This is a genomic window from Thiopseudomonas alkaliphila (genome assembly GCF_001267175.1).
GTDB lineage: Bacteria > Pseudomonadota > Gammaproteobacteria > Pseudomonadales > Pseudomonadaceae > Oblitimonas > Oblitimonas alkaliphila.
Genome location: NZ_CP012358.1, coordinates 542,734 through 567,014 on the forward strand (window position 1 = coordinate 542,734; position 24,281 = coordinate 567,014).

Genomic DNA, 24,281 nt, shown 5'->3' on the forward strand with positions numbered 1-24,281 from the left:
TATTCTTTTCCCGCAGATTGATGCTATGGACTCTATCAAATCTTTTTTGCGCTTGGTGACGCCTTTAGGGTTAGCTACTTTACTCTCAGCCTGTGCTTCTTTTAATGAACAGACCGAGTTGCGTGCGCATCCAGTGTCGGCCAAACACGTTAGCGCCAAGCAGCATGCTAAAGCCGAAGCCATTCACAGCTTACTGGACGATATTGAACAAACCACCAGTGACCTATTACTCGACAACAATGAATATCAGCTGCCAAGTTTAGCCGACTCTATTTTAGAAGGCGGCTTAAAGTTATTGGGCACGCCCTATGTTTGGGGCGGCAATAACTTAAAAACCGGATTTGATTGCAGTGGTTTTATTGGCTATGTTTATCGCAAGCAAGCCGGTATTGAGCTGCCACGAACTACAGCTGATTTGTACCGTATGGATGCCCCGGTAATTGCCCGTGCTGATTTAATTCCAGGCGATTTAATTTTGTTTAATAAGCGTGGGCGCGGACAAGTCAGCCATGTAGGCATTTACATGGGGGAAAATAAGTTTTTACACGCATCTAGCAATAAGCGTACCGGCGGGGTACGGGTAGATAGCTTAAGTAATAGTTATTGGAGCGCCAGCTTTATGCGCGGCAAACGTGTGCTTGAAGAAGGTTTTGCTGAGACTGCGATTAACTTAGCCAGCAACAAGTAATCAGCTGTTACTGGCAGCGATTGATCATTAATAGGGGTAACGATAGATGCCTAGAGTATGGTTAGTGGGGCTGGGAGTCAGTCTATTATTAGCAGGCTGCAGCAGTCAGCCTAAAGCGCCTAGTAGCTCCGTGAGTCAACCGTTACCTGAAATCACCTATAAACCGCAGACTGGGCACTCACAAAATGTCTTATTCCATGCGCTTGGTTTAATCGGAACACCCTACTTATGGGGCGGCAACACCCCCGAAACGGGCTTTGATTGTAGTGGCCTGATTGCCTATGTATATGATCAAAGCGCTGGGCTGCAATTACCCCGTACCACCTCGCAGATGCACAGTTATAGCTCAGCCCCCAAAGTGGCGCGTAATCAATGGCGTAGCGGCGATATACTTTACTTTGCTACTGCCGGCAATGGCAAAGTGAGTCATGCGGGTATTTATGTGGGGGAAGGACGTTTTGTGCATGCGCCGTCTTCTGGTGGCACCGTGCGTTTAGATCGCATGGATAATAGCTACTGGAGCAAAGCGTATATTGGTGCTAATCGTCCGCTAGCTAAAAACTAAACAAATTAATTCATCTATTTATACCGCCCCAGTGCTTTTTTGTACTGGGGCGTTTTGCGTTAGGCTAAGCCTAATAAGTTGGCCACATAGTCTGCGTCCTTATCACCACGGCCAGACAGGTTTACTAAAATCCGTTGTTCAGGATCCAAACTTGGTGCAGTTCGTATAGCCCAAGCTACCGCATGGGCACTTTCTAGAGCGGGGATAATACCCTCAACCCGAGATAAGCGCATAAAGGCATCTAAGCATTCTTGGTCTGTCACGCTGTCGTACGTCACTCGTCCATGATCTTTTAGATAACTGTGCTGTGGCCCTACGCCTGGATAATCTAAACCCGAAGCAATTGAGTGTACTGGCAGTGGTTGACCTTGTTCATCCTCTAATACATAACACGCCATGCCATGCAAGGTACTAGGTTTACCTAGTGTTAAAGTGGCTGAGTGCTGATCGGTATCAAGCCCTTTACCTGCAGGCTCAACACCTACCAGTTTCACTTCAGGATGGTCTAAAAATGCACTAAACATGCCAATTGCATTAGAGCCGCCACCGACACACGCAGTTACGTAATCTGGCAGTTGATTAAAGCGCTGAGTAAATTGCTGCTTTGCTTCTTTCCCAATAATTGCTTGGAAGTCACGTACCATTTTTGGGAAAGGATGAGGGCCTACCACAGAGCCAATAGCATAAATAAAATTATGGGGATCTTTTAGGTATTCTTCAAAGGCACTATCCACAGCATCTTTTAAGGTTGCAGTACCACGGGTTACAGGCACGATAGTGCAGCCTAAAATCCGCATTTTAACTACGTTGGGATGCTCTTTTTCAATGTCTACTTGGCCCATGTGAATTTCACAGGGGATTCCTACTAAAGCGCAGGCTGTAGCCAGTGCTACACCATGTTGACCGGCACCGGTTTCTGCAATTACCTTGGTTTTACCCATATATTTGGCAAGGAGGGCTTCACCTAAACAGTGGTTAATTTTATGCGCACCGGTATGGTTCAAATCTTCACGCTTTAGATAAATTTGTGCGCCGCCTAATTGCTCACTGAGGCGTTTGGCATGAAAAATCGGACTAGGGCGGCCAACATAGTCAGCAAATAACGAGGCCAACTCTGTTTTAAACTCATCACATTGGCAGATTTCTTCATAGGCTTGATTAATCTGATTCATGATTTCTTTGAGTGGCTCAGGCACAAACTGGCCACCATACTCACCAAAGAAACCTGCTTGGTTTGGCATTTCTGCAAACGCTAAGTCACTCATTGACAGATCCTTAATACTGTATTGTGTAGTTATTGACAATCATCGGCTTGGGCAGCGCGAACTTTTTTTACCGCAGTCACTTTAAAGCCACTACTATAGGCTTGACATAATTCACAGTCTGCCGCAGGTTGTTTAACCCCTTCCAATTCGGCAAAAACCTCTTGATAGGGTTCTACTGTTAGATTGTCATAGGCTGTTTGCAAGGTATTGAGCTGCATTTCATCGCCATACAACCATGCATCATCCTTGGCTTTACATTCCTTAAAAGCACTGACTTCATGGCCTAAAATAATATGCCCGCGCACTAACGAAGAAGAGGAGCTTGAAGAACAGGCAGAGAGCAAAATAAACGAGGCCCCTAACAGTAAGTGGGAGCAAGAAAGTTGTTTGAACATAAATTTCCTAACTGAAGGAGCTAAAATAAGGCTTCAGTATACGCATTATTCAGTAAGCTTTTCTGTACATAGAACTACACTGTAAGCATTAATTAGCGGTAGTCAATAATCAAATTATAGGCAACTTACTCTACGTAATGGTAAGTTAACCTTGACTTGAAAACCCATGGGTAGATTGCTAAAGCACAGCTGCCCTTGGTGCTGCTCTATAACTCGCTGCACAATGGTAAGCCCCAAACCGTAACCCTCGGCTGCATTCTGCCCAGCCACCCGATAAAAGGGCTCACTTAGCTTAGCTAAATGCTCTTCAGCCACACCTGGTCCATCATCACAGATAGTGATGCAAAGTTGCTGCTCAACTAACTGCCAACTAATTTGTACCTGATGCTGGGCAAAGCGCCAGGCATTACGCAGCAGGTTATCCAATGCTCGCTCAAAGGCAGCAGCTTGCACCTGTACCGATAACCCTTTAGGCCCTTGTAGCTTGATGGTTTTTTCCGATACGAGGCCTTGATAGGGACTAATTAATTGTTCGAAGAAATCATCTAGTGATAACCACTGCCAACTATGACTGTGGTCATCCAATCTAGCCAAGTCTAAAATTTCGCTAATTAATTGATCCAAACGATCACACTCTAGCTCCATTCGCTGTACTTGAGTTGGCAATTGTGTAGGCGTACTACGCTCAGTAAGTGCTAAAAGTAATTTTAAGCGGGCCAGTGGCGAGCGCAATTCATGGGAAACATCGCGCAATAACTGTTGCTGTCGATCGAGTAAGTGCTGTAAGTCCGTACCCATGCGTTTAAAGTCACGTGCCAACATGCCTAACTCATCCTGCCGCTGGGATAAAATCATTAGCGATTGCTGCTTAAAATTAGTATTAGCTAAATCTTGCACGGCTAAACGTAGGCGTTGAATGGGGCGAGTGATTGATAAACTTAAAAGCAAGCTAATGACTAATAGCAACAATAAAGTTACTGCTAAATAACTGCTTATTTTTAGCCAATGATTAAGCTGCCAGCGCTGCAATTCTTGTTGGGCGATTCGATAGACAAAGAGTAATTCTTGCCCTGTTGGAGTGTGTACCTCTTGGGTCACCCGGCGCCAGCGCGGGCCTGAGCCATGGGCCAGCCGTTTATCATGGTGTTTGGCAAGTTCTGGCGAGCGACTGACTAGTTGCTCATGATCTTCATTAATATCAAACACCTGAATATAGATACTGTGCTGTTTGCGCACTTCTTTAAGTAAGCGCGCTGTAGCTTTCGGATCATTGCTGGCTTCGGCTTGCTGCCACTGCTCTGGAAACTGCTGCAGTGCAGGGTGGTGATTTAACAACCAATAGTCTTGGTTAAAGAACTGCGCCAAGAGAAAGGTAGCGCCAACCACCAAGATTAATGCCAACCACAAAGCGGCAAAGACGCGCCAAAACAACGAGTGAAAAAATGTTGGCATTAATCTTAGCTATCCTACTTGAGGGTTATTAAGAGCGGTGCACCCGAGGTTCTGCGCTATCTGACTTGTGCTTGCGCTCTGGCTTATGTATGCCTTTATGATGCTTTTTCATGGTTGAGCGATGCTTTTGTTTTAACTCACTCCATTGCTTGCGCTGCTCTGGTGTTAAGATCTCTTGCATTTTTTGCTGCTGTTTTTCAGCTGAGCTTTTAAACTCAGCATGCATAGCTTTGCGCTTAACTTCAGGCAAGTATTTATCTTGAATTGCGCGTCGCTCTTGGCGTGAAGCTTCACGCACTGCTTGCAGTTGCTTAACTTGCTCATCACTGAGCTTAAGCTCCTGCTGCATTTGCTGAGCGTAACGATCATGCTTGGTCGTACGGCGAGTTTCTGCGTCTGCTGCTACTTTGGGTGCTGGCAATACTTTATGGATACCGGGTTTATTTAAGTATTGCTTGGCTTCTTCAGGTGGCATGGCAAAGCTAGTGATTGGAAGCGCGATACTGGTAATCAAGGCTAAAGGCGTTAAAAACTGACGCATAAGATGTTCCTCTCAATGACAGGGGTAAATAATTGAGTAATACCTCACTCAATGTCGATGGGGCTAGTATGCCAGATGCACAGTTTAGTGCTGTCAATCGAGTGTAAAGCTTAGGTAAAGGTGCGGTTACTGTTTAACGTAAAAATAACCACGACCACGTAGGGCCTGGATTCGGCTACTGCCATCAGCTAAATTACCCAGCTTTTTACGCAGGTTACTGATATGCATATCAAGACTACGATCAAACGCAGTTAATTTTTTTTCCAATGCTTGCTCAGACAACTCATCCTTACTCCATACTTCGCCAGGTCGGCTGAGGAGTAGGTCCAACAAACGTCCCTCAGAAACGGTGAGCTGATTTTGCTGATCGAAGGTTAATACATTGCCCGTGCTGCGCTGAAAGCGTAGATCGCCATATTCAAGCCAATCCTCCAGGGCCTTAGTATTATCTTCGGTAGTTGACTGGATCCGCCGATAAATTGCCTTGAGCCGCGCACTTAACTCACGGGGGTCGCAAGGCTTAGCTAAGTAATCATCGGCTCCCAGTTCTAACCCCAGCACCCGATCCATAGGCTCACCACGGGCCGACAGCATTAATACTGGCAGCTGTGGTAAGTTTTCCCGTAGTTCTTTTAACAGCTCTAAGCCATTGCCATCAGGCAGCATGACATCCAAAATCACTAAATCATAGCTCGCTTCAGTGCTCAGTAACTGCCGCGCATGTTGTGTGCTGTGGGCATAAAACACCTGATAGCCTTCTTGACTCAACCAAGCGCCTAATAGCTCGCAGAGCTCCACATCATCATCAATTAACAATAGCTGCTGCATGGCTTATTCAACCACAGGTAAAACCTGTTTAAAGGGTTTAACTATGACCTGCTGATAGACCTGCGCCGCACAATAAGGATCGGCTGCAGCCCAAGCTTTAGCCGCGGTCAATGACTCAAACTCAGCCACTACTAAACTGCCGGTAAACCCTTCAGCGTCGGGGTTAGGGTGGGGGCCAGCGAGCACTAAACGCTGCTGTTGCTGTAGCTGCTCTAAGCGCGCAAGATGAGCGGGACGTGCTGCCATACGTGCTTCTAAGCTGTCAGGCGCATCAGTGGCGATAATTGCAAATAAAGACATGGGCTTAATCCTTAGGTTGGTCGGAGCTGGCTGTATCGGCTTCCGGCTGAATATGACGTGCCATATAAATACCTTGAGCGACTAAAAAAATTAAGGTCATGCCTAAACTGCCAAACACTTTAAAATCGACCCAGATCTCATGGAAAGTAAAGGCAACGAACAAGTTGGCAGCGCCAGAAAAGATGAAAAATAGCACCCAAGCCCAATTTAGCTTGCGCCAAATCGCATCGGGTAGGTTAACTGCATGCCCCATCATGCGCTGAATCAATGGCTGCTTGCCGATAAACAAGCTGGCTAAAAAACCACTGGCAAATAACCAATTGACGATGGGCGCCTTCCACTTAAGGAAGGTTTCACTATGAAAGGTCAGCGTTAAGCCACCAAAAAACAAACAACCAAGTAACGTCAACCACTGGCCTTTCTCTAAACGCCGCTGAGCGATGAAAAGCAAACCATAGACAATCACTGAACTGATGATTAGCACAGCGGTAGCACTAAAAATACCACCAAACTCAAAACTATGGCCTAGTAACTCAACCGTATTAGGGCTGGTTTTATAGACGATGAAGAATAAGATGAGGGGGATAAAATCGATAAACTGTTTCACAATACAAGCCAATAGTGGATAGAGCAGGCATAATAGCAAACCCAGCCTAAAGCGTAAGCCCTTGATTTATGGATATTGATCTACATTGTCACAGCACTGCCTCCGATGGCGTTCTTTCCCCCACTGAACTGGTGCAACGCGCCGCTGCGCAAGGGGTAAAAACGTTAGCTTTAACCGATCACGACACCATTGAAGGCTTAGCTGAAGCCCAGCATGCAGCCAAACAGTGTGGGATCCAATTAATTAATGGCATTGAGCTATCGTGCAGCTGGAATGGCGCCACCATTCATATCTTAGGTTATGCCTTTGATTCACAACATCCGGCGATTATACGGGTGACTCAACAAATGCATCAGGCCCGCTGGGAGCGTGCAGAGCTGATTAGTCAGCGTCTAGCTAAAAAAGGCTTCCATGATGCGCTGGCCGGTGCCCAAGCAATTCAAGCAGAGTTAGGCGATAGCCAAAATGCTCCCGCACGCCCACACTTTGCTAGCTTTATGGTCCAGCAAGGTTGGGTAAAGGATTACAATGAAGCTTTTCGTAAATGGCTAGGAGCTGGCAAAGTCGGCGATGTTAAACAACATTGGCCAAGTTTTGAGGCAACCTTACAGGTATTAAAAGAAGCTGAAGCACTGATTAGTTTAGCTCATCCTTATCACTACAACTTTACCCGTACCAAGCGCCGGCGCTTGGTGGCTGATTTTGTCGAGCACGGTGGGCATGCTATTGAAGTAGTCAACGGCTGGCAGCCGGCTGAGCAAATAGGGGTGTTATCAATTTTAACTCGAGAGTTTGGCTTACGTGCTTCCGCCGGCAGCGACTTTCACTTACCCAAATCTTGGTCGGAACTAGGTAGCTACCGCGCGGTTCCAACAGATTTACCACTGTTATCTGAGTTATTTGCTTAAACGGGAGTTCTATTATGTCGAGTTTTTTTCAAATCCATGCCGAAAACCCACAGCATCGCTTAGTGTTGCAAGTGGTGGAAGTCCTCAAGCAAGGAGGAGTAGTCATTTATCCTACTGACTCATCCTATGCGCTTGGCTGCTTATTAGGTGAAAAACAAGCGATTGACCGTATTCGACAGCTACGCCAATTAGATGATAAGCATAATTTTACGCTGATTTGCCGCGACTTATCTGAGCTAGGGCTGTACGCCAAAGTTGATACCGTTGCTTTTCGCTTACTGAAAGCCCATACCCCAGGGCCTTATACCTTTATTATGAATGGCACCCGTGAAGTACCGCGGATGTTGATGCATGCTAAGCGCCGCACCATTGGTATTCGGGTACTGAGTAACCCCATTGCTCAAGCTATTTTAGAGGAACTGGGCGAGCCAATGTTAAGCGTCAGCTTGATTTTACCAGGGCAAACGCAGGCGATGAATGATCCCTATGAGATTCGTGATGCCTTAGAAAAACAAGTGGATTTAATTATCGATGGTGGCTTTACTGGCACTGAACCTTCAACTGTAATCAATCTGGTCGATGACCAAATTGAAGTGATTCGAGTCGGCTGCGGTGATCCGGCACCTTTTATGAGCTAAGCATGGAAACTGCCTCCCTAGTTACAGCCACTGAGCCTGCAATACTCACAGAACCACTGGCCCGGGTTTACGGTCAAGCGCTGATTGAAGCCCCACAAGACCTATATATTCCACCAGATGCATTGGAAGTGATTCTTGAGGCTTTTGAAGGGCCACTGGATTTGCTGCTGTACTTAATCCGTCGGCAAAATATCGATATTTTAGATATTCCAGTAGCGCAGATTACTCATCAATACATGGGCTATGTTGAGTTGATGAAGGCGGTCAAGCTGGAGCTTGCTGCTGAGTACTTAGTAATGGCTGCCATGCTGGCGGAAATTAAGTCGCGGATGCTGCTACCAAAGCCAGAGCAAGCGCCAGAAGAAGAGGCTGATCCACGGGCTGAGCTGATTCGTCGCTTGCAAGAGTATGAGCAATTTAAGCAAGCCGCTGAAGATTTAGATCAACTGCCACGCTGCGAACGAGATGTGTTTCCAGTGCAACTTGCTGCGCCCATTGCACCACAAGCAGCCACAGTATTTACCGAAGTAGCATTGCAAGAAGTATTACAGGCCATGGCCGACATCATGCGCCGCAGCGAACTATTTGAAAGCCATCAAATAAGCCGCGAAACCCTTTCGACTAGAGAGCGCATGAGCCTGATTTTAGACAAAGTAAAACAGGGCGGTTTTGTGCCTTTTTCTGAGTTATTTACCCTTGAAGAAGGGCGGTTAGGAGTGGTGGTTAGTTTTATGGCGACCCTAGAACTGGTGAAAGAAGCCCTGATTGAACTGGTGCAAAACGAGCCCTATAGTCAAATTTATGTTCGAACCCTAAGTCATGAGTAATGCCATTATCCTTCCTGAGCTGGTCCGCATCCTTGAAGCCTTATTACTGGTGCATCCTAAACCATTAACTATTGAGCAATTGCAACAGCTCTTAGAGTCAAAAGCCTTCACAGCCAGTAAAGCTCAATTAAAGCAGGCTCTGACTGCGCTAGCTGATGCCTATCAACAGCATGCATTAGAGTTAGTCGAGGTTGCTAGCGGATATCGACTACAAATCCGTAGCAGCTATAACACCTGGACCCAAGTTCTGAGCGAGGAAAAACCCAGTAAGTTTTCTCGGGCAATGTTAGAAACCCTAGCGCTGATTGCCTATCGCCAGCCGATTACTCGCGGTGAAATTGAAGAAGTGCGCGGAGTCAGCGTCAGCAGCAATATTATGCGCAGCCTACAAGAGCGTGAATGGATTCGCGTGGTAGGCTATCGAGAAGTACCAGGTAAACCGGCAATGTTTGCTACCACTAAAGCGTTTTTAGATTACTTTAATCTAAAGGGGTTAGATGAGTTACCGAGCTTGATGGCGCTCCGGGATTTATCTGAAATCGAGCGTAGCATTCCACAACAACTACCGTTAACGGCCAGCAACGAAATCACCACCGAAAAACTCTTAACCGAACACACCCAAGCAACAGAAGAAGTCAGCTTCAGAAGTTTGCTCAATGAGCTCGATGCGATGGAAGAACATCTAGTCACAGAGTTTAAAGACTTAACCCCAACAGATGCGGCGCAGGATTAATCAATGCTGAGTCTGGTTAGCGCTAAAGCTTTGGACGCTAGCAAACCAACTACTGTTATGACGAGTCAGACATAATAGCTATAATCAATATTATGTTAAATTGCGGCTATTGCATGTTTTACTTTTACTTGTTGTCGCTGATTGGTTTACGTTATGGCCCTGCTCTTGATTAGCCAGTTGCCTGAATAAATAGTCGTTGATAAAAAGCTAACTCGCGCTGCAAAGCATCTGCCAATATTTGGCTATCTCTAAAACCGTGACCTTGGTTTGGATACTCATAATACTCGGTTAGCACTTGGTTACGCTGTAGCTGTTGCCACATACTTTGGGTTTGCTCAGGTACGACCACCACATCTAACGCACCTTGAAAGAAAATCAGCGGAGTTTGGATCTGATCAGCTAAATAAATTGGGCTATGGGTCTGATAATAATCACGCGCTTGCTGCGGATCACCCAGCAGCCAATCTAAATAGTCACCTTCAAATTTATGAGTCGCTTGGCGTAAATTCAGCGGATCAGTCACCCCGTACCAACTGGCCGCTGCGGCAAAGATGGGCAGTTTTGCCACAGCCATTAAGGCACTGTAGCCACCGGCACTGGCGCCTCGAATGACTACTTGGGCTGGATTAATCGCGGCATGTTCGATCACATAATCTACCACCGCTGCAATATCGGCAATTTCTGCCTCTCCCCAGCGCTGCTGCAAAGCATAACGATAAGTTCGGCCAAAACCGGTACTGCCACAATAATTAATATCCACCACTGCAAAACCGCGCTGCGTCCAAAACTGGATTCTCGGATCAAACACTGGATAAGCTGCCGAAGTTGGTCCACCATGCAAAAACACCACTAATGGCGTTAATTGAGCGCTATCTGGTAGCGAATAAGCGCTATTTTTCGCCTTAAACAAAAAAGCGTGGGTGGTTTTTCCAGCGCTTGTCGAAATGTGTAGTGGCTCAGGAGTCGCAATGTCACTGCTATTTAAGCCAATACTCAGTTGCTTAATGCAGTGCTCTGTAGCGCTGGCTCGATGCCACAACATCACAGCAGACCCCGCTTGACTGTAAGAAGCAATAGCAATGATATATTCAGCGGTAACCGCTAGATGCCGAATCCGCGACGCAGAATTAAAGAGCTGTTGAGTCATGCTGTGAGTGCTCAGCGAATAAATTCCACAATGGCCAAAGCCTTGCTCAAACCAAGTGATCAGCAACTGGTTCTGATCCAGTGGCCAATAATTACAGCCGCCCATCTGCCATGGTGCACCCGCCATATCAGCCTGTAATTGGGTTAACTGAACAAAGCTGCTATCCGACTGCTCAGCCCATGGCTCCCAGTAGCCGGCTTGATCATTAAGTGCAAACAGCTGCTGTCCATTAAATCGTGGTTGCTGCAATGCAGCATCACCTTGCTCACCCGCTATAGTTTTAATCGTAACCCCTGGATCAAACCACGGCGTACTAACTGCAGCGCGCTCAGCTAACAGTAACCGAGTTTGGGTCCAAGGTTGATCAGGACGATCCCATTCAATCCAAGCTAGGCGTAAACCATCGGCACTTAATACCGGCGAGCTATAAAAGTCAGCGCTTTGCTGTAATACCTGGCGCGCCACTAACTTAAACTGAGCATCCAAACGCAAACAAACTAAGCGATGCACTACCCTTGCCGCTTCTTCAGCTTGCTCAATTGCAATCAGGCAATGCTGCGCAGAATCATACAATGGCTCGGCATAACGACAGTGTGGATAATCAGTAATTGGTTGCGGCTGGCTTAAAGCCACGCGCCGTTGCAGATAAATTTGCTGATCTGCTTCGTTAATAAATAACCAATGCAGATCGTCGATCACACTAAAAGCACCACCGCCATACTCATTAACTCTAGAGCGTACGGAGTAATCTTCGCAGGTCAATAACACTGGCTGACGCTGGATAAAGTCTGCGCTATAGAGCAAGGTGCGACCATCGATTGGACTGTATTCAGTCCAATACACTGCTTGCTCAGTTGCTTTAAGCTCCATTAGCTCAGCACTGGCTTGGGCGGCTAATTCAGCGCTCCAGCTGCTGCGCCAAAAACCTGGTAAGTCCTGCATAATTTAAGCCTTAGCGATCAATTTGGAAGCGGCGGCATTACGAAACTGCATATCGGCCACGGTTAACTGGCTAGTATCTGCAGCGTAGCGCGCCTCAAGAATAACCCCGTGATAGTCCGACTTACTGCACACAGGGTCGGCATTTTCTGCTTGTCCCGTCAGCATATAGGCCTGACAGCGACAACCGCCAAAGTCATGTTCTTTTTCAGGGCAAGAACGGCAAGGCTCGGGCATCCAATCAAAGCCTCGAAAGCGATTAAAGCCAAAGGAGTCATACCAAATACTGTGCAAACTTTGGTTTTTAACATTCGGAAATTCGATCGGTAATTGCCGCGCGCTATGGCAAGGCAAAGCTGTACCATCCGGGGTAATATCTAAAAATACCGCCCCCCAACCACTCATACAGGCTTTAGGTCGTTCCTCATAATAATCAGGGGTCACAAAAATCAACTGGCAAGGATGATTTTTCTGCTGCAGTTTTTCTCGCCAGCGCTGGGTGGCTTGCTCTGCGAGCACTAATTGCGCCTTAGAGGGCAATAACGCTTCACGGTTTAAGTGAGCCCAACCATAAAACTGGCAAATAGCCAACTCGACAAAATCAGCTTCCAACTCAAGGCAAAGCGCAATAATTTGCTCAATTTGAGCAATATTTTGCCTATGAATGACAAAATTCAGCACCATCGGGTAACCAGCTGCTTTAACTGCTTTAGCCATAGCTAGTTTTTGCGAAAAGGCTTTTTTCGAGCCAGCCAACATATCGTTAACACTGGCGTCTGCGGCCTGAAAACTAATTTGAATATGATCTAACCCTGCCTCGCTTAAACTCTGCAAGCGAGCTTCAGTCAAGCCAATTCCAGATGTAATCAGATTCGTGTAGTAACCTAAATCTCGGGCTGCTTTAACTAGCTCCGCTAAGTCTTGCCGGACTAACGGCTCGCCCCCTGAAAATCCCAGCTGCGCGGCACCTAATTTACGACCTTGTTCAAACACCGAAATCCATTGTTCAGTGCTAAGTTCTTGTTTGCTGTGGGCAAAGTCGGTCGGGTTAGAGCAATAAGGACACTGCAATGGACAACGATAGGTCAGCTCGGCCAATAACCAAAAAGGTGGCTTAACCAAAGACTCATTACTAGCAGTTTTCGATCCAGAACTTAGCATAAGCCTCCTCCAAAAATGCGAGCACATCATCAGTCAGTGCAGCATCGGCTTCTGGAAACTGAAGCTGTAAAGCCTGAATGATTTGCTCGACGTTTTGCTCGGCATTGACTTGCTGCAAAATACTGGCCGCACTTAAATTAAGTTGAATCATGCCTTCGGGATAGAGCAACACATAACCCTGCTGCACCTCCTCCCACTGCAAACGAAAGCCTCGACGAATCCGCGGAATAGCCGTTAACTCAATACTCATAAGCTAATCCCCTTATGCCACACAGGCTGGTCAGTTACGCTATGGTACGGTGGACGATTTAACTCATAGGCCATGCTCATGGCATCTAACATGCACCATAAAACATCCAATTTAAATTGCAGTATTTCCAGCATTCGCTGCTGTTGTTCATAGCTGGTGTAGTGCGCCAAGGTGATTTGCAAACCATGCTCTACATCGCGCCGAGCTTGACTAAGACGAGTCCTAAAATAGTCATAACCGCTTTGTTCAATCCATGGATAATGCGTAGGCCAAGCCTCTAAGCGTGATTGATGAATATGCGGAGCAAATAATTCGGTCAGCGAACTACTGGCTGCCTCTTGCCAACTGGCACGGCGTGCAAAGTTAACATAAGCATCCACTGCGAAACGCACCCCTGGCAAAACCAGTTCACCGGATAATACTTGGTCCCGATCCAAGCCAACAGCTTCGGCTAAACGCAACCAAGCTTCAATCCCGCCTTCACTATCAGGTAAACCATCATGGTCTAACAGCCGCTGAATCCAATGCCGACGCACTTCTCGATCGGGGCAGTTAGCCATAATTGCCGCATCTTTCATCGGGATATTAATTTGATAATAAAAACGATTAGCCACCCACCCCTGAATCTGTTGTTTAGTTGCCGTACCGTTATGCATCGCCACATGGTAAGGATGATGAATATGGTAATAGGCCCCTTTGTCTCGGAGCGCCTGCTCAAATTCGGCAGGGCTTAATGCACTTGCTTGCTTCATGGCCGGCCTTACACTTCAAAGTGCATCCCATCAAATGCGACTTCAACATTCGCTGCCTGCACCAAGGCGCGCTCTGGCGAGTCTTCATTTAAAATGGGATTAGTATTATTGATATGAATTAAAATTTTTCGTGCTTCGGGGTAAGCACTAAGCGCTTGCAGCATACCGTGCTCGCCACTTTGTGCTAGATGCCCCATTTCACTACCGAGCTTGTCACCCACGCCAGCTAATTGCATTTCATTATCATGAAACACGGTGCCGTCCACCATTAAGCAGTCGGCCCGCTGCATCCAACTGGCGACATAGTCATCAACCTGCCCCAAGCCTGGGGCATAAAATAAGCTGCGCTGACTGCGTAAATCCTCAATAAACAGGGCGATATTATCGCCACGATCAGGATTGTTACGTCGTGGCGAATAAGGTGGTGCATTGCTTAAAATAGGTACTGCGGTAATCTGCAGTTGTAGGCAGCCAGGTATGCTAAACGGTGTAAAGTCTAAAGCAATGGGCTGATACTCAAGCCCACCATTCCAGTGCGATAAAATATTAAATACTGGAAAGCCTTGGCTTAAATCCTGATGTACCTGAGGGGTGCACCACACCTGATGCGGACAGCCTTCACGCAAGGTCAGTAAACCTGTGACATGATCAATTTGACTGTCCATTAAAATAATTCCGGCTAAAGCAGTATCGCGTTTTGCCCGTGCCGGTTGGAGCGCAGAAAACTGCTCAAACTGCTGTCGAATATCAGGTGAGGCATTGCATAAAATCCATTGCTCGCCATCATCACTAATGGCAATTGAGGATTGGGTTCTAGCCGTTGCCTTAAGCGTGCCCTGACGTAAGCCATGGCAGTTATCACAATTACAGTTCCACTGGGGAAAGCCCCCACCAGCAGCCGATCCTAACACATGAATATACATGCCTGACTCCCTAAAAGCCCCAGCGAACTGGGGCTTTATCGATTAACGATTGGAAATATAGAGCGTTACTTCAAAGCCCATACGCATATCGTTATAAGTCGGTTTAGTCCACATAGCACATTCCTCATTGTTATTAGAATTCCGGTTAATTCCGGAGCTCTATTAATAGCGATTTATGCCTCAGTTAAAAACGGCACTTTAGAACTAATTTGCGCAAACATTAGTACTCTGCTTTAGAGTGCTCCTCTGGCCAATTAGTTTGATTAAAAAAAAGCGCAGTCCTTAGACTGCGCTGTTTACCCTCGCTGTTTATCAGCTCACTGCTTAGAAGAAACCTAGCGGATTAATGTCGTAACTCACTAGTAGGTTCTTGGTTTGCTGATAATGAGCCAGCATCATTTTATGAGTTTCACGGCCAACCCCTGATTTTTTATAGCCACCAAAAGCCGCATGAGCAGGATACAAGTGATAGCAGTTAGTCCAGACTCGGCCGGCTTGAATACCACGTCCCATGCGATAGGCACGATTGATGTCACGGGTCCACAAACCTGCACCTAAGCCAAACTCGGTATCATTGGCAATGGCTAGCGCTTCAGCTTCATCTTTAAAGGTGGTTACAGCGACTACGGGGCCAAAAATCTCTTCTTGGAAGATGCGCATTTTGTTATGGCCTTTGAGCATGGTTGGCTGAATATAATAGCCATTGGCATAATCTCCCTCTAACTGCTCAGCCTGACCGCCGGTGATCAGTTCAGCGCCCTCTTCTTTGGCAATATCCATATAGGAAAGAATCTTCTCAAACTGCTGTGCAGATGCTTGAGCGCCGACCATGGTCTCAGTATCCAGTGGGTTACCCCGACGAATCTGCTTAACCTTCTGCATCACCACTTGCATAAACTCGTCGTAAATCGACTCTTGGATCACCGCTCGCGAAGGACAGGTGCACACTTCACCTTGGTTAAAGAACGCCAGTACCAAGCCTTCAGCGGCTTTTTCAATAAACTCAGGCTCGGCCTGCATAATATCTTCAAAGAAGATATTGGGTGATTTTCCGCCTAACTCCACCGTACTCGGAATAATATTTTCTGCGGCACATTTCATAATATGTGAGCCGACTGGTGTAGAGCCTGTGAAGGCAATTTTTGCGATACGGGTACTGGTTGCCAACGCCTCTCCAGCTTCACGACCAAAGCCTTGAACGATGTTGAGCACGCCTGGTGGCAATAAATCGCCAATGACTTCCATTAAAATGGTAATCGAGAGCGGAGTTTGTTCAGCAGGCTTCATCACAATACAGTTACCAGCTGCTAAAGCAGGAGCCAGTTTCCATGCGGCCATTAGCAGTGGGAAGTTCCATGGAATAATCTGCCCAACTACGCCTAGTGGCTCGTGGAAATGATAGGCTGCGGTATGCTCGTTAATTTCCGCTGCAGTCCCCTCTTGAGCACGTAAACAACCAGCAAAATAACGGAAGTGATCAGCGGCTAAGGGGACATCGGCATTGAGTGTCTCGCGCACGGCCTTGCCGTTATCCCAAGTCTCAGCAACAGCTAGTAACTCTAGGTTTTGCTCAATTCGATCAGCAATTTTCAACAAAACTAAGGCGCGTTCTTGAACTGAGGTCTTTCCCCAAGCACTGGCAGCGGCATGGGCTGCATCAAGAGCTAAATTAATGTCATCGGCATTAGAGCGTGGGAATTCACCACAGATTTCACCGGTGACTGGGGTGGTATTAGTAAAATATTCGCCATTCACTGGTGGCACAAACTCACCATTAATATAGTTACCGTAACGGGGCTTAACGGTGAATAAAGCGCCTGGAGTACCTGGTTGTGGGTAAATCATCTGTCGTTTCCTCATTATTGTTGTGCTAACGCTGTGTTATCTAGTCACTGCTAAGCAGTCACTGCACTTGCATACTTGGATCATAGCGACTGAATAAACTCCGCCCTATTCACCTAATGCAGCAGAAATCTACTCATTTAGTAGTAAGCGAATCGAGTAGTAGTGCCTAACCATTGCTTAACGCCAGGCTTAATCAGCGCTATTGAGTAATTGAAAAGCCTGCTTTTCGTAGGTTGGATACAGATGGCTAACCGTCCGCGTCAGCTCATAACGGGTCAAACTGATTGATTTAAACTGTGCTGGAATATCACTACGCAGCACTTGATTCATATCTTCACCAGTGGCGGCCGCGTGACGCAACAATTGATCCAGCCAATTTAAATAGGCATGCATTTGTGCAAAAGGTGCTTGATTGTTAGCTATCGGTCCATGGCCTGGCACAATCACACGCCATGGCAATTGCTCTAACTGAGTTAAATCAGCCTGCCAAATAGCTAACCCAGGGGTGTGCGGGGTGGTCAAAGCGCGCTGATAAAAGACTAAGTCACCGGCAAATAACACCCCTGTTTGTGGATCAAATACGACTAAATCAGCCCCGGTATGGCCGCTCAAAGCATACAGCTGTAACTGATAGTCGCCTAGTTTAAGTGGGCCGGCAGCTACCTCTACATTGGGCAGTAACACTTCGGTGCCGCGCATCCCATCTCCCACTAAGCGATACATATTTTCCGCCAGTGCTTCACCCTCCTGCGCCAGTAACGCGGTAGTTGATGTTAAGGCCGCAATAGGAATATCACTAAAGGCTTGATTGCCCAAAACGTGGTCTGGGTGATGATGGGTAAGCAGAACCTTAATGATCGGTTTATCACTAACCTCGGCAATCGTTTGCCGAAGCGCTTGCCCATATAAAAATGAGGGTCCGGTATCAATCACCACCACACCGACCGGCGTTTCAATAAAGCCAACATTAACAATGTTACCGCCATTTTGCGGACTGAAATTATCAGTTGAACCTTCAACCACCCAGGTGTTTGCAGCGATTTTTTGGGCGCTTAAGGTGTATTGAGCTTGTAACTCAAGGCTGCATAAACAGATTAAAACACCTGCCACTAATCGACGTAACACAGGCTTTACCTCGCTCCAACGGTTGCGCAAATAGACACACCTTTAACCGGCTAAGGCAAATGCGCTAAAAACTGATTGCCATTATTATCGCTGAGCCATAACTCTGTCGCTTGATGCTGAGTAAGACCCAGAGTGAGTGTTGGATTTTCACTCAGCGCAGCAAACAACTCTAAATCAGCTAGCACTTCGCCCCTGGCAGTACGCAGCTCGGCCTGATTTAAATAAAACTCAGGAATAGCACTGTTTAATCCATTATCCATAGGATGAGCAATCGTGAGCCGTAAGCGACTATGGCTGCCGACTTCAAAACGGGCCCCCAACACCTGTCCTAGGTTTTTCTCCCAGCCTGCTTTCGCCTGTAATGTACTGGGCATGGTACAACCACCTCCAGCAGCATCAATCCAAGCACTGCCCACATGCCACAGCCCATCATCCATTAGTAATGCTGCTCGGATCGGTGTAGCCTGCTCCACCCGAATGCGCACCGCTAAGAAGTTTTCCACCTGATCGGGCTGCAGTACGTTTAAGCTCAATACCTTGGGTATTGGATTTAATTCTGCCCAAATAATCATCTTTTGCACTTTACCCGTCAGGGCACGGGCATCGACTTCAATGGGTACCTGGGCAGAGTCTTCAGCAAACGCTGGCACACTGACCTGAACCTGGGCGTCAAATACATAGGGCTGCTGCTCGAGCATTCGCAGATGAAAATAATCCCACATCGACGACTGTAATGGGTCTGCTGGCACCTCAGCCCACCCCCAAGCAGGTGCAGCCAGCAATCCAACGACTAACAAACTTCGAGCTAACTTCATGGGCTCAGCTCCTACTTGGCAGGCGGTATAGGCTTACTCTTCGACGCGGCTTTCAATATAGGTTCTGATCGCCCAGAGCGCTTCTTGACTAATAAACTCGGCCATTTTTGGCATATAAATCGCCCCATTGCGCACCGCACCATTAATCACCCGCTCTTTGTACCACTCATCCCCTTCAAGACCTGGCTCAAGTAAGCGTAAGTCAGGGGCAATACCTCCTGATACCGCTTCTAAACCGTGGCAGCGGGCACAGTTTTGATTATAGGCAGATGAGCCAATTTCAACGGCTAAGGCATGATCTTTATTAGGTTCACGGTAGGGGTTTTCATCTAGCCACTCCTCACCTAATGGCGTCAGTCCGTCCACATTCACAGCTTGAGGTACCACATCGCCATGGGCATTGGCCAGCAGGTTAAAACTAAAACCTGCAATTAGAGCTAAGGCGGTGCTTGCTTGTGTTATTTTCATTATTCTCACCCTTGAATTAAGCGCTGTAACGCATAAAAGAAAATTCAGGGGCTCATCTTAAAAAGCTGCTTCTAGGCTGAGTACGCTGCTTTAGTTTCCTCGCTCTCCTCCCTTAGTACAGGGTGTAAAGATGCGGTTTCTCTTGGCTTAAGTGCTAGTGCCAAGTTATAGCGCTACTGGGAATTTATCCCGTAAAGTGCGGGAGTTTTTCCGTAGTGTTTTGTTGCGTAGTTTCCCAACATAAGCCCAGTCGCCCACTGCAACTATTTCAGTGTTTGACCTAATAACAACAATTGATGGGAAGTACGCTAATGACCATGAACTCATTACCTAGCTCTGCCAAACCCTTAGCTTTGTGCGTTAAAGGCATTGCCTTAGGCATTGGCTTGCTGGCTGCCACTAGCAGCTTGGCCAAACCTGTGACTTGGGAAGATATTGCTAAAGATCACCTCACAACCACCAACGTCTTGCAGTACGGCATGGGCACTAATGCACAGCGCTATAGCCCGTTGGCTGAAATTAACGATCAAAACGTGTTCAAGTTAACCCCTGCCTGGACTTACTCTTTTGGCGATGAAAAACAACGCGGCCAAGAATCTCAAGCGGTGGTGCATGATGGGGTCATTTATGTCACTGGCTCTTACTCACGGGTTTGGGCACTGGATGCCAAAACCGGACAGCGCCTCTGGAGTTATAGTCATCGTCTACCCGATGATATTCGTCCTTGCTGTGATGTGGTTAACCGTGGTGTGGCGATTTACGGTGATCTGGTTTATGTGGGTACCCTCGACGCCCGCGTCGTCGCACTGAATAAAGACACCGGTAAAGTGGTATGGAATAAAAAGTTTGGTGACCATGCCGCAGGTTACACTATGACTGGTGCACCGACTATCATTAAAGATAGTCAGTCGGGCAAAGTTATGTTAATTCACGGCAGCTCTGGCGATGAGTTTGGCGTGGTGGGTCAGTTGTTTGCTCGCGACCCAGAAACCGGTGAAGAACTATGGATGCGCCCCTTTGTTGAAGGGCACATGGGCCGTTTAAATGGTAAAGAAAGCACTCCTACCGGTGATATTAAAGCGCCTTCTTGGCCAGATGATCCGAACCACCCTACAGGTAAAAAAGAGGCCTGGAGCCAAGGTGGCGGAGCGCCATGGCAGAGCGCTAGCTTCGACCCAGAAACCAATACGATTATTATTGGTGCCGGTAACCCAGCTCCGTGGAACGGTTGGGAACGTACCGCCGATGGTGGTAACCCTCGTGATTACGACAGCCTTTACACTTCAGGGCAAGTTGGAGTTGATCCCACCACTGGTGAAGTTAAATGGTTCTACCAACATACTCCTAACGATGCCTGGGACTTCTCTGGTAATAACGAGCTAGTGCTATTTGATTACAAAGATAAAGATGGCAAAGTCACTAAGGCCACAGCCCACGCGGATCGAAATGGTTTCTTCTATGTGGTTGACCGTACCAGCGGCAAGCTAAAAAATGCCTTCCCCTTTGTCGATAATATTACCTGGGCTAGCCATATCGACCTAAAAACCGGTCGCCCGGTTGAGGTTGAAGGGCAACGCCCACCTAAACCGGCTCCTGGTGAAAAACGTGGTGCCTCGGTTGAGGTCTCGCCACCATTCTTAGGTGGCAAGAACTGGAACCCCATGGCTTACAGCCAAGATACCGGCCTATTCTACGTACCAGCTAACCACTGGAAAGAAGATTACTGGACCGAAGAAGTGGCTTACAAAAAAGGCTCAGCTTATCTAGGTCAAGGCTTCCGAATTAAACGCATGTATGACGACCACGTAGGTATTCTGCGAGCAATGGATCCAACCACAGGAAAAATTGCTTGGGAACATAAAGAGCGACTACCGTTATGGGCAGGTGTTTTAGCCACTAAAGGTAATCTTGTCTTCACCGGAACCAGTGATGGTTACTTCAAAGCCTTTGATGCCAAAACCGGTAAAGAACTGTGGAAATTTCAAACCGGTAGCGGCGTGATTTCCCCGCCTGTGACTTGGGAAATGGATGGTGAGCAGTATATTGGCGTGACCTCAGGTTATGGCGGTGCCGTACCATTATGGGGAGGCGACATGGCGGAACTCACTAAACCCGTTGCCCAAGGTGGATCATTCTGGGTGTTCAAATTACCGGCTTGGGATAAATAATCGCTAAGCACTACTCGTCAGCCACTGAATATCAGCCATCACCGCCAACTATAAGGTGATGGCTGCTTTAAGGAGCGCGTTTTATGTATCAATACACCCTACCTCTACTTGGCTTAGTTTTCAGTTTTAGCGTGCTAGCCGATGACGACAGCCAGGCTCGCAGCATTAATGGCTGCACCTTAGAGCCCGGCGCTGACTGCCCGGGAATGGATTTACGCCAAGCCGATTTAAGTAACTTAGATCTTAGCCGAATCAACTTAAGCCAAGCCAACTTAAGCGGCGCTAACCTTCGGCATACCAAGCTGGACTTAGCTAGCTTAGAAGGCGCTAACTTAAGTCAGGCTAACCTCACCCGTGCCAGCTTGCAGCAGGCTCGTTTACAAGGTGCTAACTTATATAAAACACAATTAGTGGCGATTAATGGCTGGGCCATGCTGGCCCAAGGTGTACAAGCCGAAAAAGCTAACTTCTATGCTGCTAACTTAGAGTTTTCTCGCCTGTCCGGAGCCAAACTCATGGGCGCTAACTTGACTGCCAGCAATTTAGAGATGGCTTGGTTTACCCGTGCTGATTTACGCAAAGCCAAGTTGATAGACAGTAATATGCAAGAAGCCAAACTGAGCGAAGCCAATATGGCCAAGGCTGATATGAGTGGTGCACGCCGGCATTACGCCACCTTTTTAGGCGCGCATATGGATGGCTGTAAAAACTGCCCGTTAGACTGGTAACCCATTATTAGCCGCCTACGCAGGGTGGCTAACCAGCCTACTCTGGTGAGTTTACGCTAAGCGCACCAACCCCATATCAATGGCTAAATGCACTAACTCCGCCTGATTACTGATCTGCAGTTTATGTTTTAACAAAGTCATGTAGTTAGCAACCGTTTTACTACTGATACAAAGAGTCTCAGCAATCACTGCAGTACTCATGCCCCGCGCTACCATTAAAAACACCTCGTGTTCCCGTGGTGTCATGCTAGCTAAGCGGCTGTCAGTTTGGTTATCCGTGCTCTGCTGATAGGCTAATTGCGTGGCCAACTCGGGCTCAATAAAGTGATAACCAGTAACTAAACGCTTGATAGCTTCTTGCAGTAGCGCCAGCGAGCTAAATTTAGAGAGATAACCTGAAGCACCACTGGCTAAAGCTTGGCGTACAGTAGCTAGCTCTCGATGCTGAGTTAAAAAAGCCACCGGCAGTTGCGGAAAACGCTGTTGTAAGCGGCGACACAGCTCGATTCCACTGAGCTGCGGTAGACTTACTTCAAGCAGCACCAATGAAGGTATACGCTGATTGAGTACAGCTAAAGCCTGCTCGGCGCTATCTGCCTCGAGCAACTCAAGCTCAGAAAATAACGATTGCAAGATCGTGATTAAGCCTTGACGTACTATTGGGTGAGGTTCAACCAGTAACACTTTCATCAGCACTCCATAGCAGGTTATTAATCGAGTCACTAGCCTAACCAGAGAGCGCCCTATACCATCCACTACCTTGGTACTGCTTCGCTGCTACTTTATAGCGGCTTTTGCCATTACCCAGCCGCTCAGTATCGTCACTTAAATTAACGCTAAACAGCAAAAGCAGTACTTTAGTACTGGGTTTCACCGCTTAATGTAGGATGTTCAAGCCGCTCAATTTTGCATTAAATGCCTACTCCTTGGTGTGTAAGGCTGTTGCTATGTCGATGCTTAAGTTCTCTTGGTGCCTGTTACCAGGCCTACTTTTTAGCAACTGGCTTGCCAGTACTGCCGCGATGGCCAGTCACTTTTCCGATGAAGGCTATCGAATTCAACATTATCGCAGCCCGACACCGACCACGAATGTCTGGGCTCAGGTGATTACTGCCGAGCAACTACTCGCGCTTCGCACTACCTATCCAGAACTGGTCTTGGTCGATGTGTATCGTAATCCTTGGTTGCATGGCCAATTTACCGCTACTGAACCCCATGCTAATCTGCCGGGCAGCCTATGGTTAGCCAACTGTGGGGATGGTGTTTTAAGCGAGGCATGGCTTAGCTATTGTCAACAATATTTAGCCCAAGCAACCGCGGATAATTTCCACCATCCGATCGTGTTTTACTGCCGCTCCGATTGCTGGCTTGGTTGGAATGCCAGCCAGCGGGCTTATCAATGGGGTTACCGACAGCTGTATTGGCTACGTAATGGCATTGATGAATGGCAACAACAAGGGTTGCCTTTAGTCACGGCGCAGCCTGCTCCCTTTATTCCTTAACTGCCTTTAGCTAACTAACAATAATGAGGTCAATGACCATGTACAACATCCTAATTGCCGATGATCACCCATTGTTTCGTGAAGCGATTTGCGGCGTGATTCAAGCGGGTTTTCCAGGTGCTCACTTGGTTGAAGCCGAAGATCTAGACACCGCGATGAGCTTAATCCAAGCACAGGAGGATTTTGATTTAATCCTCTTAGATTTAAATATGCCTGGCATGCAAGGGCTAAATGGCCTAGTTAATTTACGTAATGAAGCACCAACGATTCCGGTGGTGATTGTCTCGGCCGAGCAAGATAAACACATTGTGCTGCAAGCAGTAACCTATGGCGCCGTGGGGTTTATTACTAAATCTACCCCGCGCGAGCAAATGACCGCTGCCTTAGAGCAAGTGCTCAATGGCCATATTTATTTACCGTCCGATATCATTCGCGCCGAGGCCAGTCAGCGCCGTGCTCCTAAAGAATCCAGTATTCCACCGGAACTACTGCAGGCACTCACGCGTAAACAGTTACAGGTGCTAGAGCGCATGACCAAAGGCGAATCCAATAAACAAATTGCTTATAATTTAGATATTGCAGAAACTACAGTCAAAGCGCATGTTTCGGCGATTTTACGCCGACTCAATGTACACAACCGAGTCCAGGCGATTTTGTCGGTCGGCGATATTGATTTTTCAGTGTATCTACGCCGCTAGCTGCTATTAGCTC

General features: G+C 47.3%; 28 protein-coding genes. 10 read left to right on the top strand and 18 right to left on the bottom strand.

Translation table 11 applies throughout. The annotated features are described in order from the left end of the window. The first annotated feature begins 25 nt into the window (after window positions 1–25). Both AKN87_RS02655 and AKN87_RS02660 read left to right on the top strand, forming a co-directional pair. Complete coding sequence (locus AKN87_RS02655; protein WP_053099535.1) at window positions 26–688, top strand: C40 family peptidase; 663 nt, start codon at window positions 26–28, stop codon at window positions 686–688. A 46-nt stretch (window positions 689–734) separates the two neighbouring features. Beyond that, window positions 735–1,253 (top strand): C40 family peptidase, encoded by a 519-nt coding sequence (locus AKN87_RS02660; RefSeq protein WP_053102368.1) that lies wholly within the window; start codon window positions 735–737, stop codon window positions 1,251–1,253. Window positions 1,254–1,312: 59 nt separating this feature from the next. On the opposite strand, the gene trpB is transcribed toward AKN87_RS02660, so the two are convergent. The 7 genes from trpB to AKN87_RS02695 all read right to left on the bottom strand — a co-directional run bounded on the left by trpB (window position 1,313) and on the right by AKN87_RS02695 (window position 6,641). After that, window positions 1,313–2,518, bottom strand: a complete 1,206-nt coding sequence (gene trpB / locus AKN87_RS02665; protein ID WP_053102369.1) for a tryptophan synthase subunit beta — start codon at window positions 2,516–2,518, stop codon at window positions 1,313–1,315. 29 nt (window positions 2,519–2,547) lie between these two features. Next, window positions 2,548–2,913 (bottom strand): hypothetical protein, encoded by a 366-nt coding sequence (locus AKN87_RS02670; RefSeq protein WP_053102370.1) that lies wholly within the window; start codon window positions 2,911–2,913, stop codon window positions 2,548–2,550. A 114-nt stretch (window positions 2,914–3,027) separates the two neighbouring features. Next, a complete protein-coding gene (locus tag AKN87_RS02675) occupies window positions 3,028–4,365 on the bottom strand; it encodes a sensor histidine kinase (RefSeq protein WP_053102371.1) in 1,338 nt (445 codons plus the stop codon). A 28-nt stretch (window positions 4,366–4,393) separates the two neighbouring features. Continuing rightward, the gene (locus AKN87_RS02680) at window positions 4,394–4,906 is read right to left on the bottom strand and encodes a Spy/CpxP family protein refolding chaperone (RefSeq protein WP_053102372.1); all 513 of its coding nucleotides are present in this window, start codon (window positions 4,904–4,906) and stop codon (window positions 4,394–4,396) included. A 126-nt stretch (window positions 4,907–5,032) separates the two neighbouring features. Next, window positions 5,033–5,734, bottom strand: coding sequence for a response regulator transcription factor (locus AKN87_RS02685; protein WP_053102373.1), 702 nt, complete (start codon window positions 5,732–5,734; stop codon window positions 5,033–5,035). 3 nt (window positions 5,735–5,737) lie between these two features. Then, entirely contained in the window at window positions 5,738–6,034 is a 297-nt protein-coding gene (locus AKN87_RS02690) for a YciI family protein (protein WP_053102374.1), read from the bottom strand. Between the two features lie 4 nt (window positions 6,035–6,038). Further along, complete coding sequence (locus AKN87_RS02695) at window positions 6,039–6,641, bottom strand: septation protein A (protein WP_053099543.1); 603 nt, start codon at window positions 6,639–6,641, stop codon at window positions 6,039–6,041. A gap of 68 nt (window positions 6,642–6,709) precedes the next feature. On the opposite strand from AKN87_RS02695, the gene AKN87_RS02700 reads away from it, so the two are divergent. The 4 genes from AKN87_RS02700 to scpB are packed head-to-tail and all read left to right on the top strand — an operon-like array spanning window position 6,710 to window position 9,747. Continuing rightward, entirely contained in the window at window positions 6,710–7,549 is an 840-nt protein-coding gene (locus tag AKN87_RS02700) for a PHP domain-containing protein (RefSeq protein WP_053102375.1), read from the top strand. Between the two features lie 14 nt (window positions 7,550–7,563). Then, on the top strand, window positions 7,564–8,187 hold the full coding sequence (locus AKN87_RS02705; RefSeq protein WP_053099545.1) for an L-threonylcarbamoyladenylate synthase: 624 nt from the start codon (window positions 7,564–7,566) through the stop codon (window positions 8,185–8,187). 2 nt (window positions 8,188–8,189) lie between these two features. Continuing rightward, window positions 8,190–9,014: a segregation and condensation protein A gene (locus AKN87_RS02710; protein WP_053102376.1), complete on the top strand. Its 825-nt coding sequence runs from the start codon at window positions 8,190–8,192 to the stop codon at window positions 9,012–9,014. Further along, window positions 9,007–9,747 carry an SMC-Scp complex subunit ScpB gene (scpB, locus tag AKN87_RS02715; RefSeq protein ID WP_053099547.1) on the top strand — a complete coding sequence of 247 codons (741 nt, stop codon included), beginning with the start codon at window positions 9,007–9,009 and terminating at the stop codon, window positions 9,745–9,747. The genes AKN87_RS02710 and scpB overlap by 8 nt, the downstream gene beginning before the upstream one ends. Window positions 9,748–9,916: 169 nt before the next feature. Here scpB and AKN87_RS02720 read toward each other — a convergent pair whose 3' ends face one another. From AKN87_RS02720 to pedF, 10 genes are all read right to left on the bottom strand, one after another. After that, a complete protein-coding gene (locus AKN87_RS02720; RefSeq protein WP_053102377.1) occupies window positions 9,917–11,836 on the bottom strand; it encodes an alpha/beta hydrolase family protein in 1,920 nt (639 codons plus the stop codon). Between the two features lie 3 nt (window positions 11,837–11,839). Continuing rightward, complete coding sequence (gene pqqE, locus AKN87_RS02725; protein ID WP_053102378.1) at window positions 11,840–12,994, bottom strand: pyrroloquinoline quinone biosynthesis protein PqqE; 1,155 nt, start codon at window positions 12,992–12,994, stop codon at window positions 11,840–11,842. Beyond that, on the bottom strand, window positions 12,966–13,244 hold the full coding sequence (gene pqqD / locus AKN87_RS02730) for a pyrroloquinoline quinone biosynthesis peptide chaperone PqqD (RefSeq protein WP_053099550.1): 279 nt from the start codon (window positions 13,242–13,244) through the stop codon (window positions 12,966–12,968). The genes pqqE and pqqD overlap by 29 nt, the downstream gene beginning before the upstream one ends. Further along, a complete protein-coding gene (gene pqqC / locus AKN87_RS02735) occupies window positions 13,241–13,996 on the bottom strand; it encodes a pyrroloquinoline-quinone synthase PqqC (RefSeq protein ID WP_053099551.1) in 756 nt (251 codons plus the stop codon). Before pqqC ends, pqqD begins: the two co-directional genes overlap by 4 nt. An 8-nt stretch (window positions 13,997–14,004) precedes the next feature. Continuing rightward, window positions 14,005–14,919: a pyrroloquinoline quinone biosynthesis protein PqqB gene (gene pqqB / locus AKN87_RS02740; RefSeq protein ID WP_053102379.1), complete on the bottom strand. Its 915-nt coding sequence runs from the start codon at window positions 14,917–14,919 to the stop codon at window positions 14,005–14,007. Window positions 14,920–14,961: 42 nt separating this feature from the next. Continuing rightward, entirely contained in the window at window positions 14,962–15,033 is a 72-nt protein-coding gene (gene pqqA, locus AKN87_RS12480; RefSeq protein ID WP_080995574.1) for a pyrroloquinoline quinone precursor peptide PqqA, read from the bottom strand. A 210-nt stretch (window positions 15,034–15,243) separates the two neighbouring features. Next, window positions 15,244–16,764 carry an acetaldehyde dehydrogenase ExaC gene (gene exaC / locus AKN87_RS02745; RefSeq protein WP_053099553.1) on the bottom strand — a complete coding sequence of 507 codons (1,521 nt, stop codon included), beginning with the start codon at window positions 16,762–16,764 and terminating at the stop codon, window positions 15,244–15,246. 189 nt (window positions 16,765–16,953) lie between these two features. Beyond that, the gene (locus tag AKN87_RS02750) at window positions 16,954–17,874 is read right to left on the bottom strand and encodes a quinoprotein relay system zinc metallohydrolase 1 (protein ID WP_053103609.1); all 921 of its coding nucleotides are present in this window, start codon (window positions 17,872–17,874) and stop codon (window positions 16,954–16,956) included. A gap of 65 nt (window positions 17,875–17,939) precedes the next feature. Further along, window positions 17,940–18,704 (bottom strand): quinoprotein dehydrogenase-associated SoxYZ-like carrier, encoded by a 765-nt coding sequence (locus tag AKN87_RS02755; RefSeq protein WP_053102380.1) that lies wholly within the window; start codon window positions 18,702–18,704, stop codon window positions 17,940–17,942. Window positions 18,705–18,737: 33 nt separating this feature from the next. After that, window positions 18,738–19,172, bottom strand: a complete 435-nt coding sequence (gene pedF, locus AKN87_RS02760; RefSeq protein WP_053102381.1) for a cytochrome c-550 PedF — start codon at window positions 19,170–19,172, stop codon at window positions 18,738–18,740. Between the two features lie 311 nt (window positions 19,173–19,483). Between pedF and exaA the strand changes: the two genes are divergently transcribed. Both exaA and AKN87_RS02770 read left to right on the top strand, forming a co-directional pair. After that, complete coding sequence (gene exaA, locus AKN87_RS02765; RefSeq protein ID WP_053102382.1) at window positions 19,484–21,340, top strand: quinoprotein ethanol dehydrogenase; 1,857 nt, start codon at window positions 19,484–19,486, stop codon at window positions 21,338–21,340. 83 nt (window positions 21,341–21,423) lie between these two features. Then, window positions 21,424–22,068, top strand: coding sequence for a pentapeptide repeat-containing protein (locus tag AKN87_RS02770; RefSeq protein ID WP_053102383.1), 645 nt, complete (start codon window positions 21,424–21,426; stop codon window positions 22,066–22,068). Window positions 22,069–22,119: 51 nt separating this feature from the next. Here the strand turns inward: AKN87_RS02770 and AKN87_RS02775 are convergent, their stop codons facing one another. Further along, window positions 22,120–22,758 (bottom strand): response regulator, encoded by a 639-nt coding sequence (locus tag AKN87_RS02775; protein ID WP_053102384.1) that lies wholly within the window; start codon window positions 22,756–22,758, stop codon window positions 22,120–22,122. 263 nt (window positions 22,759–23,021) lie between these two features. Here AKN87_RS02775 and AKN87_RS02780 point away from each other — a divergent pair, with 263 nt between their 5' ends. Beyond that, the gene (locus tag AKN87_RS02780) at window positions 23,022–23,570 is read left to right on the top strand and encodes a rhodanese-like domain-containing protein (protein ID WP_053103610.1); all 549 of its coding nucleotides are present in this window, start codon (window positions 23,022–23,024) and stop codon (window positions 23,568–23,570) included. Between the two features lie 38 nt (window positions 23,571–23,608). Continuing rightward, entirely contained in the window at window positions 23,609–24,268 is a 660-nt protein-coding gene (locus AKN87_RS02785; RefSeq protein WP_053103611.1) for a response regulator, read from the top strand. Window positions 24,269–24,281: the final 13 nt, after the last annotated feature.